Annotated in this window: 13 protein-coding genes; 6 read left to right on the top strand and 7 right to left on the bottom strand. The window is 71.4% G+C overall.

Annotated features, from left to right (window positions below):
• Together HNP73_RS12335 and HNP73_RS12330 are read right to left on the bottom strand one after the other, a co-directional pair.
• Complete coding sequence (locus tag HNP73_RS12335) at positions 1–636, bottom strand: Vgb family protein (protein WP_184149567.1); 636 nt, start codon at positions 634–636, stop codon at positions 1–3.
• Positions 637–646: 10 nt separating this feature from the next.
• Positions 647–1861 carry an HTH domain-containing protein gene (locus tag HNP73_RS12330; RefSeq protein WP_184149564.1) on the bottom strand — a complete coding sequence of 405 codons (1215 nt, stop codon included), beginning with the start codon at positions 1859–1861 and terminating at the stop codon, positions 647–649.
• A 106-nt stretch (positions 1862–1967) separates the two neighbouring features.
• On the opposite strand from HNP73_RS12330, the gene HNP73_RS12325 reads away from it, so the two are divergent.
• The 4 genes from HNP73_RS12325 to HNP73_RS12310 all read left to right on the top strand — a co-directional run bounded on the left by HNP73_RS12325 (position 1968) and on the right by HNP73_RS12310 (position 6046).
• Positions 1968–2198, top strand: a complete 231-nt coding sequence (locus HNP73_RS12325) for a hypothetical protein (protein ID WP_184149561.1) — start codon at positions 1968–1970, stop codon at positions 2196–2198.
• A 21-nt stretch (positions 2199–2219) separates the two neighbouring features.
• Complete coding sequence (locus HNP73_RS12320; protein WP_184149558.1) at positions 2220–2909, top strand: DUF899 domain-containing protein; 690 nt, start codon at positions 2220–2222, stop codon at positions 2907–2909.
• 128 nt (positions 2910–3037) lie between these two features.
• The gene (gene ilvD / locus HNP73_RS12315) at positions 3038–4873 is read left to right on the top strand and encodes a dihydroxy-acid dehydratase (protein WP_184149557.1); all 1836 of its coding nucleotides are present in this window, start codon (positions 3038–3040) and stop codon (positions 4871–4873) included.
• A 51-nt stretch (positions 4874–4924) separates the two neighbouring features.
• On the top strand, positions 4925–6046 hold the full coding sequence (locus tag HNP73_RS12310) for an HPP family protein (protein WP_184149555.1): 1122 nt from the start codon (positions 4925–4927) through the stop codon (positions 6044–6046).
• 42 nt (positions 6047–6088) lie between these two features.
• On the opposite strand, the gene dtd is transcribed toward HNP73_RS12310, so the two are convergent.
• The 3 genes from dtd to HNP73_RS12295 form a co-directional block, all read right to left on the bottom strand.
• Positions 6089–6532 carry a D-aminoacyl-tRNA deacylase gene (gene dtd / locus HNP73_RS12305; protein WP_184149553.1) on the bottom strand — a complete coding sequence of 148 codons (444 nt, stop codon included), beginning with the start codon at positions 6530–6532 and terminating at the stop codon, positions 6089–6091.
• A 97-nt stretch (positions 6533–6629) separates the two neighbouring features.
• Positions 6630–7112, bottom strand: coding sequence for a pyridoxamine 5'-phosphate oxidase family protein (locus HNP73_RS12300; RefSeq protein WP_184149551.1), 483 nt, complete (start codon positions 7110–7112; stop codon positions 6630–6632).
• A gap of 54 nt (positions 7113–7166) precedes the next feature.
• Positions 7167–8666: a replicative DNA helicase gene (locus HNP73_RS12295; RefSeq protein WP_184149549.1), complete on the bottom strand. Its 1500-nt coding sequence runs from the start codon at positions 8664–8666 to the stop codon at positions 7167–7169.
• A 153-nt stretch (positions 8667–8819) separates the two neighbouring features.
• Between HNP73_RS12295 and HNP73_RS12290 the strand changes: the two genes are divergently transcribed.
• Complete coding sequence (locus HNP73_RS12290) at positions 8820–9497, top strand: DUF2270 domain-containing protein (RefSeq protein ID WP_221288488.1); 678 nt, start codon at positions 8820–8822, stop codon at positions 9495–9497.
• Between the two features lie 38 nt (positions 9498–9535).
• Positions 9536–10375 (top strand): alpha/beta hydrolase, encoded by an 840-nt coding sequence (locus HNP73_RS12285; RefSeq protein ID WP_343063310.1) that lies wholly within the window; start codon positions 9536–9538, stop codon positions 10373–10375.
• 102 nt (positions 10376–10477) lie between these two features.
• On the opposite strand, the gene HNP73_RS12280 is transcribed toward HNP73_RS12285, so the two are convergent.
• Both HNP73_RS12280 and HNP73_RS12275 read right to left on the bottom strand, forming a co-directional pair.
• A complete protein-coding gene (locus HNP73_RS12280) occupies positions 10478–12217 on the bottom strand; it encodes a POTRA domain-containing protein (protein WP_184149545.1) in 1740 nt (579 codons plus the stop codon).
• Positions 12214–17346, bottom strand: coding sequence for an MBG domain-containing protein (locus HNP73_RS12275; RefSeq protein WP_184149543.1), 5133 nt, complete (start codon positions 17344–17346; stop codon positions 12214–12216). Before HNP73_RS12275 ends, HNP73_RS12280 begins: the two co-directional genes overlap by 4 nt.
• Positions 17347–17508 lie beyond the last annotated feature (162 nt).

Here is a 17508-nt window from a genome sequence, read left to right as displayed (position 1 = left end):
TCAGGTCCGCCCCGGGCGGCGCACGGTGCGCACCGTCGCGCCACCGCCCGAGCCGCAGAAGAAGCGGTCGTGGCCGTCGGACTCGAGGCCGGAGACGCCGGTGCCTTCGGGCATGTCGAGGCGTTCGAGGACCGTGCCGCTCACCGGGTCGATGCGGCGGAGGTCGCTTTCCGCGCCTTCCCACGTGCCATGCCAGAGTTCACCCTCGACCCATGTGACGCCGGTGACGAAGCGGTCGGAGGCGATCACGCGCCGGACGGCGCCGGTCCCGGGGTCGATCTCGCGGATCCGGCGCCCCTCGTAGTCGCCGACCCAGAGCGAACCCTCGGCCCAGGCAAGGCCGGAGTTGCTGCCCTCCGGGGCCGGGATGGTGCCGAGCACGTCGCCGGTCGCGGGGTCGATCCTGCGGATGTCGCTGCCGGCGATCTGCCAGAGGTGCTGGCCGTCGAAGGCGGTGCCGGCGTCGGCGAGTGTGGCGAGGCGCGCGACGATGTCGCCGCTCTCCGGATCGAGGCCGTTCAGGTGGTCGCCGGAGGCGAACCAGACCCGGGTTCCGTCGTAGCTGACGCCGTGGACGGCCTCGACGTCGTCGAAGGGGCCGTACTGGCCGAGGATTTCCGCGCGTGCGTGCTTCATGGCTGCGAGCCTATCCAATCGCGGCGGGCGCGGGGAGTAACAACGCTGTCGGGAAGCCAGGGACGCCGGGGACGGTCCAGCGGCGGGCGCGGCCGCGGCCGAGGGACTCGGCCTTGCCGGTCGCGGCGAGGTCTTCGAGGGCGCGCTGGACAGTGCGCGGGCTGACGTCGAGGGCGAGGGCGAGCGCCGAGCTCGACCATGCCTCGCCGTCGGCGAGCAGCGCCAGCACCGCGCCGTGCGGCTGCTCGGTGGGTGGGGTGATGACGGCGACGTCGTCTGCCTCGGGTTTCAGGATGAAGCCGTCGGGCGTGGCGTCGATGCCGGCGAGCGGCGCGAGTCTCTTGCGGAGGCGGCCAATCTCGACGCGCAGCCGCGCCCGGTGCGACTCGTCGGCCTCGCGGCCGCGAAAGGCCGTGGCGATCAAGGCCGCGCGGGTCGCGTCGCCGGGCCAGGCTTCGGCGAGGGTGCGGGCAAGCGTGAAGAGGACCGGACGGCTGGCGAGCGAGAGGCTGGCGCCCCGGCGCCGGATCGCGCCGCGGCAGGCGTCGATGACGAGGGCGCCGGAGCCGATGAGGGCCTCGACGCCCGCGAGGTCGAGGAGAGGGCTGCCGCCGCCCACCTGCCGCGCGGCGGGGGCGGCGAGGTGGCGGGCGGCGTGGGCGACTTCGGCGGCGAGGGCGGGGATCCGGGCGGCGCGGGCCGCCTCCGCCGCGTGGGCGAGGGCGGCCCCTGCGTCGGCCGCGCGGATCCGGCGCATGGCGATGCCGGCAGTGACAAGCCAGTAGCCGGCTCGCGACGCGGGCGGCAGCGCTGTGGCGTCGAGACTGGCGAGCATCGCCTCGGCCGCATCGAGCCTGCCGATGAGGAGGAGCCGCCGGGCTTCGAGATAGCCTGCATGCGCCGCGTTCGCGGGGTCGCCGCGGGCGGCGAGGGTCGCCGCGGTGGCGCGCAGGGTGCGCGTCGGCGTGGCAAGGTCGCGGGAGACCAGCGCGATCTCGGCCTCGGCGAGCCGGCAGCGGGCGCGGGCGAGGGCGTCGCGTTGCGCGAAACCCTGCGCCGCCGCCTTCAGGAGTCCGCGGGCGCGGTCCAGATCGCCGAGCTGCGCCATGGCGATGCCGCGAAGCGCGAGTGCTGGCGGGTCGTCGCGAAGCGCCACCCGCTTCAGCGCACCGAGCGGGTCACCGGCGGTGAGCGCACGGCCGGCGGCGGCGATCAGCGGGTCCACGAAGATCCCGACATAGGAAATCCCGTCAGACTTGTCACTCCCGCCCCCCTCCCGTCCGCGCCTAGGGTTCGTCGCATCGGCAGGAGCATGACGAAAGGCGGCGGCGATGACCACCATCCGGACAGGAGACCGCATTGCGGGATGGCTCGCCCTCGCGGCGGCGCCGGGCTTCGCGGCCATGGCGCTCGTCTCGGGCGTGGGCGGTGATCAGGCGGCGTTCTGCATGGGGCCGGGGCCGTTCGGCCTCGACGCCATGACGGCGATGTACCTGCTGATGAGCCTCAGCCACCTGCCGCCCTGGCTGCGGCGTGCCGCACGGCGCGAACCGGCGGCTTAACCCCGGAGAAGGAGAGAGATCATGGACCACACCATCGTTTCGCGCGCGGCCTGGCTTGATGCCCGAAAGGCGCTGCTGGCGAAGGAGCGGGCGATGACCCACGCGCTCGACGCGCTGCGTACCGAGCGCCGTGCGCTCCCGTGGGTCGAGGTGGACAAAGCTTACGTCTTCGACGGGCCCGACGGCGAGGTGACCCTCAGCGAGCTCTTCGGTGACCGGAGCCAGCTTGCGGTCTATCACTTCATGCTGGCGCCGGGCGCTACGGGCATCTGTACCGGCTGCGCGTTCACGGCGGATCATGTGGACGCCGCGCGGCAGCACTTCGAGCAGGCCGATCTCGCCTTTGCCGCGATCTCGCGGGCGCCGCTCGACGAGATCGAGGCGGTGCGGCGGCGGATGGGCTGGACGTTTCCCTGGGTCTCGTCGCGCGGCAACGACTTCAATCATGACTACGGCGTCTTCTTCACGCCGGAGGAACGCGCGGCCGGGCAGGCGATCTACAACTACGGGACGCCGATCAGGACGAGTTCGGACATGCACGGGATCAGCATCTTCGCGAAGGACTCAGATGATCGGATTTTTCACAGTTACTCCACCTATCATCGCGGCACGGAGCTGGTGATGGGAGCGTTCAGCTGGCTCGATCTTGCGCCGAAGGGGCGTAACGAGCAGGGGACGATGAACTGGGTGCGGCTGCACGACGAGTACTGAGAAGTACTGGCGCGGGCGGTTTCGCGCGGCATCGGGGTTGACTCCTTGCCGGATAGGTTCGATGGCCCATGTTCCCGCTTCAGAACACGCCCGTCCGCCAGGCCCCGGGCCCCAACCAGGAGCCAGCCATGCCCGCATATCGCTCGCGCACCACAACCCACGGCCGCAACATGGCGGGCGCTCGCGGCCTCTGGCGGGCGACCGGCATGAAGGACGGCGACTTCGGCAAGCCGATCATCGCCGTCGTCAACTCCTTCACCCAGTTCGTGCCCGGCCACGTTCACCTGAAGGATCTCGGCCAGCTCGTCGCGCGCGAGATCGAGGCGGCCGGCGGCGTCGCCAAGGAATTCAACACCATCGCGGTCGATGACGGCATCGCGATGGGCCACGACGGGATGCTCTACTCGCTGCCCTCGCGCGAGGTGATCGCCGACTCGGTCGAGTACATGGTGAACGCCCACTGCGCCGACGCGATGGTCTGCATCTCGAACTGCGACAAGATCACGCCCGGCATGCTGATGGCGGCACTCCGGCTCAACATCCCGGTGGTCTTCGTCTCCGGCGGGCCGATGGAGGCGGGCAAGGTCGTGCTCGGCGGCAAGGAGCAGGCGCTCGATCTGGTCGACGCGATGGTCGCCGCCGCCGACGACAAGGTTTCCGACGCCGACGTGCAGGTGATCGAGCGCTCGGCATGCCCGACCTGCGGGTCGTGCTCTGGCATGTTCACTGCCAACTCGATGAACTGCCTGACCGAGGCGCTCGGGCTGTCGCTGCCGGGCAACGGCTCGACGCTCGCCACGCACGCCGACCGGCGCCGGCTCTTCGTCGAGGCCGGGCATCTCATCGTCGATCTGGCGCGGCGCCACTACGAGCAGGACGACGCCACGGTCCTGCCGCGTGCCATCGCCTCGAAGGGCGCCTTCGAGAACGCCATGTGCCTCGACATCGCCATGGGCGGCTCGACCAACACCGTCCTGCACATCCTCGCCGCCGCCCACGAGGCGGAGTGCGACTTCACCATGGACGACATCGACCGGCTGAGCCGCAAGGTGCCGGTGCTCTGCAAGGTCGCGCCGGCGAAGGCGGATGTGCACATGGAGGACATCCACCGCGCGGGCGGCATCATGGCGATCCTCGGCGAACTCGACCGGGCGGGGCTTATCGACACCAGCCTGCCCACCGTGCATGCGCCGAGCCTTGGCGACGCGCTCGACCAGTGGGACATCGTGCGCACCAGGTCCGAGAAGGTGCGTGACTTCTACCTCGCGGCGCCGGGCGGCGTGCCGACGCAGCAGGCGTTCAGCCAGTCGCGGCGCTGGGACGATCTCGACACCGATCGCGAGAACGGCGTCATCCGCTCGGCCGAGCACCCGTTCTCGCAGGACGGCGGGCTTGCCGTGCTCTATGGCAACATCGCCGAGGACGGCTGCATCGTGAAGACCGCGGGGGTCGACGACTCGATCCTGAAGTTCACCGGCCGGGCGCGGGTTTTCGAGAGCCAGGACGCGTCGGTGAGCGCCATCCTTGGCAACAAGATCCAGCCGGGCGACGTGGTGCTCATCCGCTACGAGGGGCCGAGGGGCGGGCCGGGCATGCAGGAAATGCTCTACCCGACGAGCTACCTGAAGTCGAAGGGCCTCGGGAAGGCCTGCGCGCTCGTCACCGACGGCCGCTTCTCGGGCGGCAGTTCGGGGCTCTCGATCGGCCACGTCTCGCCCGAGGCGGCCGAGGGTGGCGCGATCGGGCTGGTTCAGGAAGGCGACACCATCGAGATCGACATCCCGAACCGGACGATCCACCTCGCGGTGGATGACGCCGAGCTTGCCCACCGTCGCCGTGCGCAGGAGGAAGCGGGCTGGAAGCCGGCCGCTCCGCGCAAGCGGAAGGTGACGACGGCGCTCCGCGCTTATGCCGCCTTCGCGACCAGCGCCGCGCGCGGCGCCGTGCGGGTGGTGCCCGAGTAGGGCGCCACCACCTCTTCCGCAGTTTCACTTCCTTTCCGGGCCGCGCAACCCATGTCATCGAGTACCCACGACCGGAGCCCGGCCGGTCGCCTGCGCCGGGCGTTGCACACGCTGGGTCCGGCCATGGCCCGGGTCGCCGCGCGCGAGGGCGTGCGCGCGGGACTGGGCGCCATGGTGGGGCTGGCGATCGCCTCGCTTCTCTTCGCGCCGAGGGCCGACCTGCATCTGGCGCTGGCGATGATCCCGCCGTTCGGCGCATCGGCGGTGCTTGTCTTTGCGGTGCCGAACAGCCCGCTGGCGCAGCCCTGGTCAGCGCTCGTCGGCAACACCCTCTCGGCCATCGTGTCGATCGCGGTGGTGAAGCTCGTGCCGGCCATGGTGATCGCCGTACCGCTCGCGACCGGGTGCTCGATCCTCGCCATGGTGCTCACGCGCTCGCTGCATCCGCCGGGCGGGGCGGTGGCGCTGACCGTGGCGTTGAACCCGGCGGAGATCACCGAGGTGGGCTTTCGCTTCGCGCTGGCGCCGGTGGCGCTCGGGACGCTCATTCTCGTGCTGGTCTCGGTCCTCTACACCCGGGCCACGGGGCGGAAGTATCCGTTCCGCCAGCCGGACGAGCCGAGCCCGCAGGGCACCGCCGACAAGCCGGCCATGGAGCGGCTCGGGCTGAGCGAGGCCGAGTTGCGCGAGTTGCTGACCGAGTTTCGCCAGTCGACGAACCTCGGCGTCGAGGATCTGGCGCGCCTCCTCGCGGGGGCGGAGCTGCGGCTTGCCGGGCACCATCTCGAGGGGCTGACCTGCGCTGACATCATGTCGCGCGATCTCGTGACCGTGGCGCCGGAAGCCACCCGGGCCGAGGTGTCGGCGATCTTCGCGGCCCATGGCTTCACCTCACTGCCCGTTGTCACGCCGACGGGCAGCTATGTGGGCACGATCTTCCAGATCCATCTGATCCGCGATCCCGACGCGGAGACTGCGACGGCACTGATGGCGCGCGATCTGCCGACGGTCACCCCCGATCTGCCCGCGGCCGCGCTGCTGCCGCTGCTCGCGGAGGGTAAAGTCGACGCGGTGCCGGTGCTGGAGGGCGAAACGATTGTCGGTATCACCACCCGGACGGATCTGGTCGCCGCCATGGCGCGCCGACTCGCCGGGATGCCCGGGCCGGTCTGACCTCATGGGCCGGAGCGGGCACCGGACCGGGGAGCGGTCCGGCTAACGGGAGGCAGTGTCGAGCCAGATCGTCACCGGGCCGTCGTTGACGAGGCTGACGGCCATGTCGGCACCGAAGACGCCGGTGGCGACGCGAACGCCGTGGCCCGCCACGGCCTCGGCGAAGTGTCGGTAGAGCCGTTCCCCCTCGTCCGGGGCGGCGGCGGTCGAGAAGCCGGGACGGTTGCCCCTGGTCTCGGCGGCGAGGGTGAACTGGCTGACGATCAGCGCGTCGCCGCCGACGTCGAGGAGCGAGCGGTTCATCCGGCCCTCGTCATCGCGAAAGATCCGCAGGTTCGCCACCTTCCGCGCCAGCCATGTGGACTCGGCCTCGCCGTCGCCGCGCATGGCACAGACGAGAACGACGAGGCCGGGGCCGATTCGGCCCACGCTCTCGCCCGCGATGGAAACGTCGGCGCCCGATGTGCGCTGGACCAGGGCTCGCATGGCATCCCTCGAAAAGCCGGGGGCGGCGTTGCCTCCGTCAGGCCGGAATACCCCGCGCCTCTCGGGCGGTCAAAGGTCGGCAATCGGAGGTCGGCGGTCAGAGATGATCGACCTTCACGCTCTCGCCGAGGTCCGCCCCGGTCCCGGAGAGCGCGGCGCCGGCAGTGATCCGGTCCGGTCCGAGCCACACTTCGGCATCCTCCGGGGTGACGGTGAGAAGCCGGATCGAGGGATCGTCCGCACCGTCCCAATAGGCAGTGTCCACGCCGGTCCAGAGTTCGGCGATCTTCTGGCGGTCGTCCGTGATCGCGGCCTGCCCGGTCAGGGCGAGATAGTCGTGGTTCTGTCCGTCGGCGAAGGCGAGCGAGACGGTCGGGAACTTCTCGATCTGATCGTCCTTCCGGTCATCCACGTCGATCAGGAAGTGGATGCGGTTCTCTTCGCGGCTGGGCCTTGCGATGAGGGGCCGCGCCCGCTGGCGTTCGCCGTCCCAGGTGACGAACATGCAGCATCCGATGGAGCCGACGAGCTTCCAGATCGCATCCACCGCTTCCTCGCGGGTCATCGTCTTGTGGGCCATGAGATCCTCCACTTCCACGCAGGAGCAACCCCACCGGAAGCGCGAGGTTCCCGTCTAGCCGAAGTCGCCGCGGTCGCCACCGACCGCGCCCTGCTGGTAGGGCTGCACGAGGTTCGAGAAGCGGGTGAACTGGCCCTCGAAGGCGAGATCCACTGTGCCGATCGGCCCGTGGCGCTGCTTGCCGATGATGACCTCCGCGCGGCCGTGGAGCGCGCTCATGGCGTCCTTCCACTTCACCATCGCCTCGACATCGTGGTCGCCGGGCTTCTCCCGTTCCTTGTAGTACTCTTCCCGGAACACGAACATCACGACGTCCGCGTCCTGCTCGATCGAGCCCGACTCGCGCAGGTCCGAGAGCTGCGGCCGCTTGTCCTCGCGGCTTTCGACCGCGCGGGAGAGCTGGGAGAGGGCGATCACCGGGATGTTGAGTTCCTTGGCGATCGCCTTCAGACCTTGCGTGATCTCCGAGACCTCCTGCACGCGGCCCTCGGAGCGCGATGAGGCAGGCTTCGCGAGCTGGAGGTAGTCGATGAAGAGCACGTCGAGCCCGTGCTGGCGCTTCAGCCGCCGGGCGCGGGCGGCGATCGTCGAGATCGGGAGGGCGGGCGTGTCGTCGATGAAGAGCGGACAGTTCTCGAGGGTCTTCGCCGCCTCGATGAAGCGGCGCATCTCTTCCTCGGTCATGTCGCCGTGGCGGATCTGGTGCGAGGGCACCCGGCTCGTCTCGGAGAGGACGCGCGCGGCGAGCTGTTCGGCCGACATTTCGAGGCTGTAGAAGCCGACCACGCCGCCCTCGACCGCGCCTTCGCTGCCGTCGTGCCTGATGCCCTTCTTGTAGGCCTTGGCGATGTTGAAGGCGATGTTGGTCGCGAGCGAGGTCTTGCCCATGGAGGGCCGGCCCGCGAGGATGATGAGGTCCGACGGATGCAGGCCGCCGAGGCGCTTGTCGATGTCGGCGAGACCGGTGGAGATGCCGGCAAGCCCGCCCTCGCGCTCGTAGGCGGCGTTCGCAACCTTGACCGCGTCGATGACGGCGCGGCGGAAGGTCTGGAAGCCGCGATCGACCTTGCCCTGCTCGCCGAGCTGGTAGAGCGCCTGCTCGGCCTCGGTGATCTGGTCCCTGGGCTCGCTGTCGACCAGGGCGCGCCCGGCCTTGTCGGCGATGCCCTGGCCGAGCAGGATCAGCTCGCGGCGGATGGCGTTGTCGTAGATGAGCTGGGCGTAGTCCTTGGCGGCGAAGAGCGAGATCGCGGCGCCGGCGAGACGCACGAGGTACGCGGGGCCGCCGAGCTCCTTCAGGCCCGCATCGTCGTCGAAGAACGCCTTCAGCGTGACCGGCGTCGCGAGGGCGTTGCGCCGGATGCGCTCGCCCGCCACGTCGAAGATCCGCGCGTGGACCGGATCGAAGAAGTGCCCGGGCTGCACGATCGAGGCGACGCGGTCGTAGACCTCGTTGTTGACGAGGAGCGCGCCAAGCAGTGCCTGTTCCGCTTCGACGTTGTGGGGCAGCTCGCGGGTCTCGGCATCGAGCCCGGGGGTGTTTCCATCGGCCATGAGAATCTCCCTGAGCCACGCTTATAGCCCCCCGACCGGGGAGAGGCTTCCCCCGTTGGCCTGTGGATAAGGTGGATAGCGGGGACGGCTTGGGAGGACGGCTTGGCCCTCGCGCGGCGTCCGAGCATAGTGGGGAAAAATCTGGGGGATAGCATGAATGAACCGACCGAGGCCGTACCGCCGGTGAAGGTCCGCTTCGATGCGGCGGAAATGGGCGCGGTGGCGCACCTCTATCGCGGCGAGGTCTACCGCAGCACCGTGTGGCGCACGCGACTCGACCAGACGACGAACTGGGCGGTGGTGACGACGGGGCTGGCCATGTCGCTGACCTTCGCGGGGCCCTATGCCTCGCCGTTGCCGCTGATCGTCGTGGGGTTGCTCGTCGTCGTGTTCCTGCTGCTCGAGTCGCGGAGGTATCGATATTTCAGCGTCTGGCGGGCGCGGTGCCGGCTGATGGAGACCGATCTCTACGTGCCGATGCTCCGGGGCGAGGGGGTGAAGCTCGACGGCAAGTGGAACACGCTGCTGGCCGACGACTACGAGCACCCGGAGTTCCACATCAGCTACTGGCGGGCGATCGGCCGGCGGCTGCGCAGCAACTATGCCTATATCCTCGGGATCCAGGCGCTGGCCTATTTCGGCAAACTGGCGATCCATCCCACCCCGGTCGGGACCTGGGCGACCTTCTTCAGCCGGGCGGCGGTCGGGCCGGTGCCGGGATGGATCGTGGTGATCGGCGGGGCGCTGTTCCACGGCAGCTGGGTCGTGGTCGCGCTCATCACCTACATGGTGGACCGGCGCCAGCGGCTGGGCCGACCGGTGAGCATGTGAGCTGGCATGGCGGGTTGAGGCAGGTTTCCTTGCCGATCGTGAGCCGCCGCAGTGTCCTTGCGGGAGGCGCGGCGGTGCTGGCGGCCGCGCCCGTGCGGGGGCAGCCGGTGCCGGTGCGGGCGGAGTATCCACTGCTCGCGGCTCCGCCGGCGAGCCATGCGGTGACGTGGCTCGACGTGGCGACGGAGGGCGGCACGTATCGGTTGTTCCGCGCAGTGCCGCGGGCGGCGGCTCCGGCGGATGGGTGGCGCTCGCTCTGGATGCTTGACGGGAACGCGGTCTTCAACCGGCTGACGGCGGACGAGCTTGGGGCCGTGCCTGGGCTTGTGATCTTCGGGGTGGGGTATCCGGTCGCGACCGAGTTCGACTTCGATGCCCGGGCGCGGGACTATACCCCGGAGGGGGCCGGCGCCCGGGCCGACCCGCGGCAGCCGGAGCGGGAGACGGGCGGCGACCGGCGGTTTCGGGCGCGGCTCCTCGGGCCGCTCAGGGCGGCGGCTGAGGCCGGGGTCGCCGTCGATCCGGGCGGGCGTTGCCTCTGGGGGCATTCCTATGGCGGGCTCTTCACGCTCGTGACGCTGCTGGAGGCGCCGGGGGCGTTCCGCCGCTATGTGGCGGTCAGCCCGTCGCTCTGGTTCGCGCCCGAGGTGCTGGCCGGGATCGAGGCGGCGGCGCCGGCCGCGGCGGCCGGCACGGGTCTCATGCTGCTGCATGGCGGGGACGAGGGGCGCGGGCAGGGGCCAGAGGCGAAGGCGCTTGCCGAACGGCTGGCCCGGCGTGGGGATATCGAGGTGACGTCAGAGGCGCTGCCCGGGCTCGGGCATGGCGCGACGCTGGCCGGATCGTTCGGTCGGGCGCTCGGCTACGCCACCGGCTAGGCGACCCTGCGCGAGTTGCGCGTGTCGACTATCGATCTGATAATGCAGGAAAACATATCCGGCGCTGGTCAGCTGTCAACCAGCCTTGACCGTGGGGCCGGCTCAGAAGCGGGTGACGAGACTGAGGTAGAGGCGGGTCTCGTGGTCCCTGTCCGTGGTGTCGGTGGCGGTGCCGGTCGACTGTCGGGCGATCTCGGGGGTGAGGGTCAGCCAGTCGGTGAGGTCGATCCGGGCGCCGATCCCGAAGGAGCCGAGGCGCTCGAAGGTGGCGCCGTCGCGCTCCTCGCTGCGGTCGTACGCGCGGCCATGGTCGGCGAAGGCGTAGAGCTCCATTGCCGCGGCCACCCGCTCGGGCGGTGCCACCCCGCGGCGGAGCTCGATGCGTGTCCCCCAGCCGGAGTCGCCGCTGGTGTTGCCGGGCGCGAAGCCGCGGCCGATGGTGCTGTCGCCGAGAGCGAAGCGTTCGGGGGCTGGAAGGACGTTGGCGGCGATCTGGCCCGTCGCCTCGAACCAGAGCGAGAATGGGCTCTCGCCGAGGCGTTGCAGGCGGCTGAGGCCGAAGGTCGCGAGGGTGAAGTCGGGGTCGCCTGCCGCGGGGCCGGTGCCGCCGACGTCGCTCCACGCGCCGATGCCGCGGCGGATCCCGGCTTCCACGAGGCTGACGCCGCCCATTCTGTCGGCCACGTCCCACGAGAAGCTGGCGCGCGCCACCGCGAGGCGGTTGGTCTCCTCGGTCGAGCCGCCGGCGAAGCCGGTGACGGAGGTCGCCTCCTGCCAGTCGAGCCCGACCCGGCCGAAGAGGTTCATCGAACGGGTGCGCACGAAGGGCACGACAAGGCCGGCGCGCAGGTTCGTCTCGTCGGAGATCAGGCTGAGGCCGTCGGGCGAGCCGCTGCGGGAAAGATCCGGCTTGCCGCGGGAGGTGTCGGCGTGGAACTCGAAGCGGCCGCCATCGAGCCAGCCGCCGGAGAGCCATGGCAGCGGCACATCGGCCGCGCCTTCGATATAGCTGAGCGCGCCGCCGCGCGGGGCGACGGCAATGAGGCCTTCGAGGCGCTCGCCGAGGCCGAGCGTGTCGTAGGCGCTGATGCCGGCGGTCAGGCCGAAGTCGCCGTAGAGCCGCGAGCCGCGATTGTCCGCCGAGGCAAAGCCGGTGAAACGGTCCGGGTTCGCCAGCACCGTCATGTCCGCCGCACCGAAGGTGGTGGCGGACGCGGTGACAACGGTCTCGATGCCGGCGCCATAGGTGTCACGGGCGAGAAGCACGCTCCGCTCCAGCGTCTCGATGCGGAACGGGCGGTCGGTCGCGACGGGCGTGAAGAGACGCCGGAGCGTCGCCTGCTGCGACGGGCTGCCCCCGTCGATGCCGACGTGATCGACGAAGCCCTCGATGACCGCGATGTGGAGCGTGCCGTGGGCGAGGCTCTGCTCGGAGAGGACCGCCTGCGAGAACACGAAGCCGCGGGCGCGATAGGCGGCGGTCAGGCGCGCGACGAGATCGGTGATGGTCGCCGCCGAGACCGGCTGCCCGAGAAGCGGCGCCCAGATCGGCGCGAGGTCCGCCTCGGGGATCGCGGTTGCTCCGTCGAGGATGACGCGCCGGAGCAGGATGCCGCCGGGCGATGGGGCGAGCGGCGCCACGGTTGCCGGCGGGGGCGGGGCCAAGGCAGTGGGGCCGGCGTCGAGGTCGGGCCCGGGGAGGTAGTCGGCGGCCGGCTGGGCGGTGGCGGGTCGCGTCGCGACCGGCAGAGTGGCGACGGCAATTGCGACGGCAATTGCGGCGGGTATTGCGAGGGGCAGGGGCGCGCCGAGGACGGCGAGAAGCGCGAGCCGGTGTTTCACAGCGAAGTCCTCGTGATCCAATAGTTCTCGCGGGTGGTGCCGCAATCGCCGGCGTCGCCTGGAAGCACACCTGCGATGCAAGTCGGGTCCGCGGCCGGGGTGGTCGTGGCGCCGCCCGATGCGGGTACGAAGCCTTTGGTGTCGGCGTCTCGGGTGGCGGTTTCCGTGTCGGCGCCGGTGGCGCGCGCGCCCGTGCCCGTGCCACCGCCGAGACCCATGGTCCGGGAGAATTCGCCGAGCGAGTAGGTGAGGACGAAGGGGTTGTCGATTGCCGGGGGCGCCTCGGCCGAGGTGGTGCGGAAGCTCGCATCGCCAGGGGTCAGCGGCGGGACGCCACGCGCTGCGATGTGGCGCTCTTCGTGGCCGGTCAGCTGCGCGGGTGCCGCGAGCGGTGCCGGCAGGAGGCTGAGGGTGCCGTCGACGAAGGTGATGGCGTAGTTCGCGCTGGTGAGGCCGCCCGGGGTGAGCGCGTAGGCACCGGCCGGGCTGTCAGCGTCGGCGTCGGAGGTGATGCTGAGGCTGCCGCCGAGGACGGACGTGCCTTCGCCGGAGACAAAGCCGGCGTATCGGGCGGTGAAGTCGGGGTCAGGGGCGCCTTCGATCCGCGCGGCGTCGTTTGCGGTGATCGTGAGGGCTGCGGGGTCGATCGTCAGATAGCCGGCGATGTAGGAAATGGCGTAGTTGCCGTTGGTGTGGCCGGCCGGGGTGACGCCGTAGGTGCCGACCGGGCTCGACTGGCCGGCCGTGGTCTCGAAATGCAGGGTGCCGGCGAGGTCGGCGGCATCGTCGCCGTTGACGAAGCCGGCGTAGGTCGCAGCGTAGGGGGCGCCGGCGTTGCCGTAGGTGCGGCTCAGATCGTTGGCAGTGACGGTGAGGGGGGCCGGGTTGACGGTGAGCGTCCCCGGCTGCCAGGCGATGGCGTAGTTGCCGCTGGTGAGGCCGGTCGCAGCGATGGCGTAGGCGCCGACAGCGCTCGTCTTTGTGGCGGAGGTGGCGACCGCGAGCTGGCCCGAGAGGTCGGTGGCGTCGTCGCCCGCGACGAAGCCGGTGTAATGCACGCCAAGGCCCGGGTTGGCGGCGCCGTAGCGGCGGTGCGTGTCGTTCGCGGTGATGGTGAGGGGCGCCTTCGTCACCGTGAGGGCGCCGGGTGCGTAGGTGATGGCGTAGTTGCTGCTGGTGAGACCCGAGGCGGTGATGGCGTAGGTGCCCACGTCGGAGGCGGGTGTCGCAGCGGTGGCGAGGGTGAGCGGCCCGAGGTCGGCGGCGGTGTCGCCGGCCACGAGCCCGGCGTAGCGGGCGGTGAGGCTCGGATTGGCGGCGCCGTAGCGTCGGCCGGCGTCGTTCGCGGTGACGGTGAGGGCGGCGCGGGTCACGGCGAGGGCGCCGGGCGCGTAGGTGATGGCGTAGTTGCTGCTGGTGAGACCCGAGGCGGTGATGGCGTAGGTGCCCACGTCGGAGGCGGGTGTCGCAGCGGTGGCGAGGGTGAGCGGCCCGAGGTCGGCGGCGGTGTCGCCGGCCACGAGCCCGGCGTAGCGGGCGGTGAGGTTCGGATTGGCGGCGCCATAGCGTCGGCCTGCATCGTTCGCGGTGACGGTGAGGGCGGCGGGCGTCACGGCGAGGGCGCCGGGTGCGTAGGTGATGGCGTAGTTGCTGCTGGTGAGACCGGCGGCGGTGATGGCGTAGGTGCCCACGTCGGAGGTGGGTGTCGCGGCGGTGGCGAGTGTGAGCGGGCCGAGGCTCGCGGCGGTGTCGCCGGCCACGAGTCCGGCGTAGCGGGCGGTGAGGTTCGGATTGACGGTGCCGTAGCGTCGGCCTGCGTCGTTCGCGGTGACGGTGAGGGCGGCCGGGGTCACGGCGAGGGCGCCGGGTGCGTAGGTGATGGCGTAGTTGCTGCTGGTGAGACCGGCGGCGGTGATGGCGTAGGTGCCCACGTCGGAGGTCCGGGTTGCAGAAGTCGCGAGGGTGAGCGGCCCGAGGTCGGCGGCGGTGTCGCCGGCCACGAGTCCGTCGTAGCGGGCGGTGAGGCTCGGATTGGCGGCGCCGTAGCGTCGGCCGGCGTCGTTCGCGGTGACGGTGAGGGCGGCGGGGGTCACGGCGAGGGCGCCGGGTGCGTAGGTGATGGCGTAGTTGCTGCTGGTGAGACCGGCGGCGGTGATGGCGTAGGTGCCCACGTCGGAGGTCCGGGTTGCAGAAGTCGCGAGGGTGAGGTTGCCGGCGAGATCGCGAGCGTCCTCGCCGGGGATGAAGCCGGCGTAGCGGGCGGTGAAGCCGGGGTTCGTGGCGCCGTAGGGCCGGCTTGCGTCATCTGCGGTGATGGTGAGGGGCGCGGGGGCGACGGTGATGCTGCCGTCGACGAGGGCGAGGCGGTAGCCCTGGGCCGAGGCGGTGGCGGCGAGAGCTGCCGTGTGGCTGCCGGCGGCGGCGGTGGGGGTGGTGCCGGTGGCGGTAACGGTGGGCGTGCCGGTGAGGGCGGTGGCGAAACTGTCGCCGGGGCGCAGGCCCGTGGCGGTGAAGCCGATCGCCGGGGTGGTCTCACCGTAGGTCTTGCTGGCGGAGTCGGCTGCGAGTGTGAGGGTCGGCTGCTCGGCGTAGACGATCCGGCTGCCGGTGAAGCCGAGGCCTGCCGGCGGGTCGCTGGCGAGGCTGCGGCCGTAGAGGTCGAAGCCGTCGGGGACCGGGAGGGCCCCCGAGGGGCTGGCGAAACGGTCCATGTAGAGGAGCCAGCGGCCGCCGGGGGCGAAGACGTCCCCACCGGAGGCGTTCGCGAAGGCCGCGCCGGCCGAGACGACGAGCGAGGCGCCCGGGTCGGTGGTGGTGAGCGTGGTGCCCGCGCCGAGGGTGATGCCCTGCGCCGAAACGAGGGTGAGCCGCGAGGCGGTGACGGGGGCGTCGATCGCGAGGCTACCGGTGCCGGTCGTGGTGACGGAGAGCGGCAGGGCGGCCTCGTAGGACGAGGCGGCGCCGGCCGGGGTTTCGGTTGCGAGGGTGAAGTCGTGGCCGGCGGCGAGGCTGAAGATCGGCTCGACGGTGGCGGCGATGGAGCCCGCGAGGCTGACCGGGCCGCCGTCGGCCGCGCCGGTGCCGGACTGGACGGTGCCGAACCAGCACTGTTCCGCGGCGATGAGGATCAGGGGAGCGCCACCGAGGCTGGCGAGGCGGGCGGGTGAGCCGCCGGTCCAGTCCTGTACGAGGATGCGGTCGCGAGCCTCCACGGTGAGGGAGCCGCCGGGGCCGGCGAGGATTTCGGCCCGGCTGCCGGCGCCGATGCCGCCGACGACGTCGATCTTCGGGGCGGAGAGGCTGACGGTGCCGGAGGACGTGGCGCTGCCGACCCGGACCCACTGGTTCGCGCCAGCGCCGCCGCGAACGAGGATGGCGTGGCCGGCGGTAATGCTGAGATCGCCGCTGCCGGTGGCGAGGTCGAGGCCACCCTGCCAGTTTCGCAAGGTCACCTGGTTGCCGGCGGTGAGAGTGAGATCGCCTGCCGCCGTCCTGACCGCGAGATCGCCGGGGCGGGCGCGGGTGAGGCGGATGTCGCCGGTGCCCGCGGTCAGGGTGATGCTGGCCGCGTCGGTCGCGGTGAGATCGGCTGCGATACCGATCGAGCGTGCGGCGCTGACGGTGAAGTCGCCGTTGGCGGTGGTGACAGGCGCGGAGATCAGGATGTCGCGCTCGGCCGAGAGGGTGAGCGCGCCGGGGCCCGTCCAGCCGAGGGCGCCGATTACCGTGATGTCGCCGGCTTGCGTCGAGGCCGGCTGCACCGTGGTGACGGTGACGTCGGTGCCGGCGTCAAGCGCCGCCTGAAGCGCCACGAGGCTGACGATGTAGGGGCCGGCGCCGGGGGGCGGCGTGATCGCCCCGCCGCTGGTCGCGGCGCCGGCGGTGCCGATGACGACGTTTCGCGGATCGAGGAGCCAGCGGCCGCCGTCGCCGGCGGTGACGGCGGCGTTCGGTCCGAGCCGGAGAGCGGCGACGGCGGAGGTCTCGATGAAGCCGCCACGCCGGCCGCCGGTGGCGGAGAGGCGTCCGTCGATGCGGGCGTTGGCGTCGGACCATGCGATGATCACACCGCCGGTGCCGGTGGTACCGTCGGCGATGATCCCGGCGCCTTCGGCAATCGCAAGCTCGTGGGCGCGGGGCAGGGTGCTGCTGCCGCCGCGGTTGCCGCCCACGCGCACGATGCCGCCGTCGGTGCCGCCGCGAGCGGAGAGACGGGCGTTGCCGGTCACCTCGATCTGCCGGCCGGTGACGGTGACCTTTCCGCCGGTCTCGTTGCCGCTCGCGTCGAGGATGCCGGCGACGCGGGTGCGGCCGCCGCCGCCGTGCAGCTCGATGCTGCCGCCGGCCTTGCCGTCGGCGGCGCGGACGAGACCTTCGACGTTGATCGCCGAGTCGAGCGCCGAGGCGGTCTCGGCGACGCTGACGATGACGTTGCGCGCGTCGATGGTGCCGGTGGTCGCGGCGCGGCCCTTGCCGGCGATGCGCAGGAAGCCGTCGCCCGCGAGGTCGAGGGTGCCGGTCGTCCCGCCCGCGAGGACCACGGCGCCCTGGCGCGCGACGATGGTGCCGGCGTTTTCAACGCTGTCGCCGACGAGGGCGGCGAGACCGGCCGCGCCAACGGTGATCCTGCCGCGGTTGGTGACCGTGCCGCCCGGGCCGGTGCCGCCAAGCTCCACCCTGCCGTCCCGCTGGAAGCGGGCGGCATCGACGCGGCGGCTGGTCGCGACGAGGCCGCCCGCATCGACCGTGGCGCCGTCGCTGAAGAGCACACCGGCGCCGTTCTGGATGACGACGGTGCCGCGCGCACGGATCGCGCCCTCGATCACGCTCGGCCGGCTGGTGGTGACGCGGTTGAGTGTCGCCGAGGTCTTGCCCGGCTGCTCGAAGACCACCGTGTGATCGCGGCCCACATCGAACCGGCGCCAGTCGATCACCGCTCGGGGCGTGGTCTGGCGGATGACGGTGCGCTCCGTGCCGCCGACGATCCGCGCCGATCCGCGCGCCACGACGCCACCCCGGGGGACGAGGGGCTCGGCAACCGCCGCCTCGGCGAGCGTGAGGGCGAGGAGCGACACCCCGAGCAGGTGCATCGCGCGGGCGGGACGCATGGTCACTGTTTCAACGGGCATGTCGCAACCTTGTAAAACAACTATAAGTTGTATCTCGGGCACTCGTCGAAAATGCAAGGGAAACACCGGGTCCACGGGGGCTCAGGGACCGGCGACTTGCGACGCATTTGAATGATCGGGACGCCGGCTTAGGGCTTCCGCAACGCCGCGAGGCCTAAGCCT

It is taken from the genome of Amaricoccus macauensis, assembly GCF_014201905.1.
Taxonomy (GTDB): Bacteria; Pseudomonadota; Alphaproteobacteria; order Rhodobacterales; family Rhodobacteraceae; genus Amaricoccus; species Amaricoccus macauensis.
The sequence above is the reverse complement of the archived record's forward strand: the minus strand, read 5'-3'. Positions and strand labels throughout refer to the sequence as shown.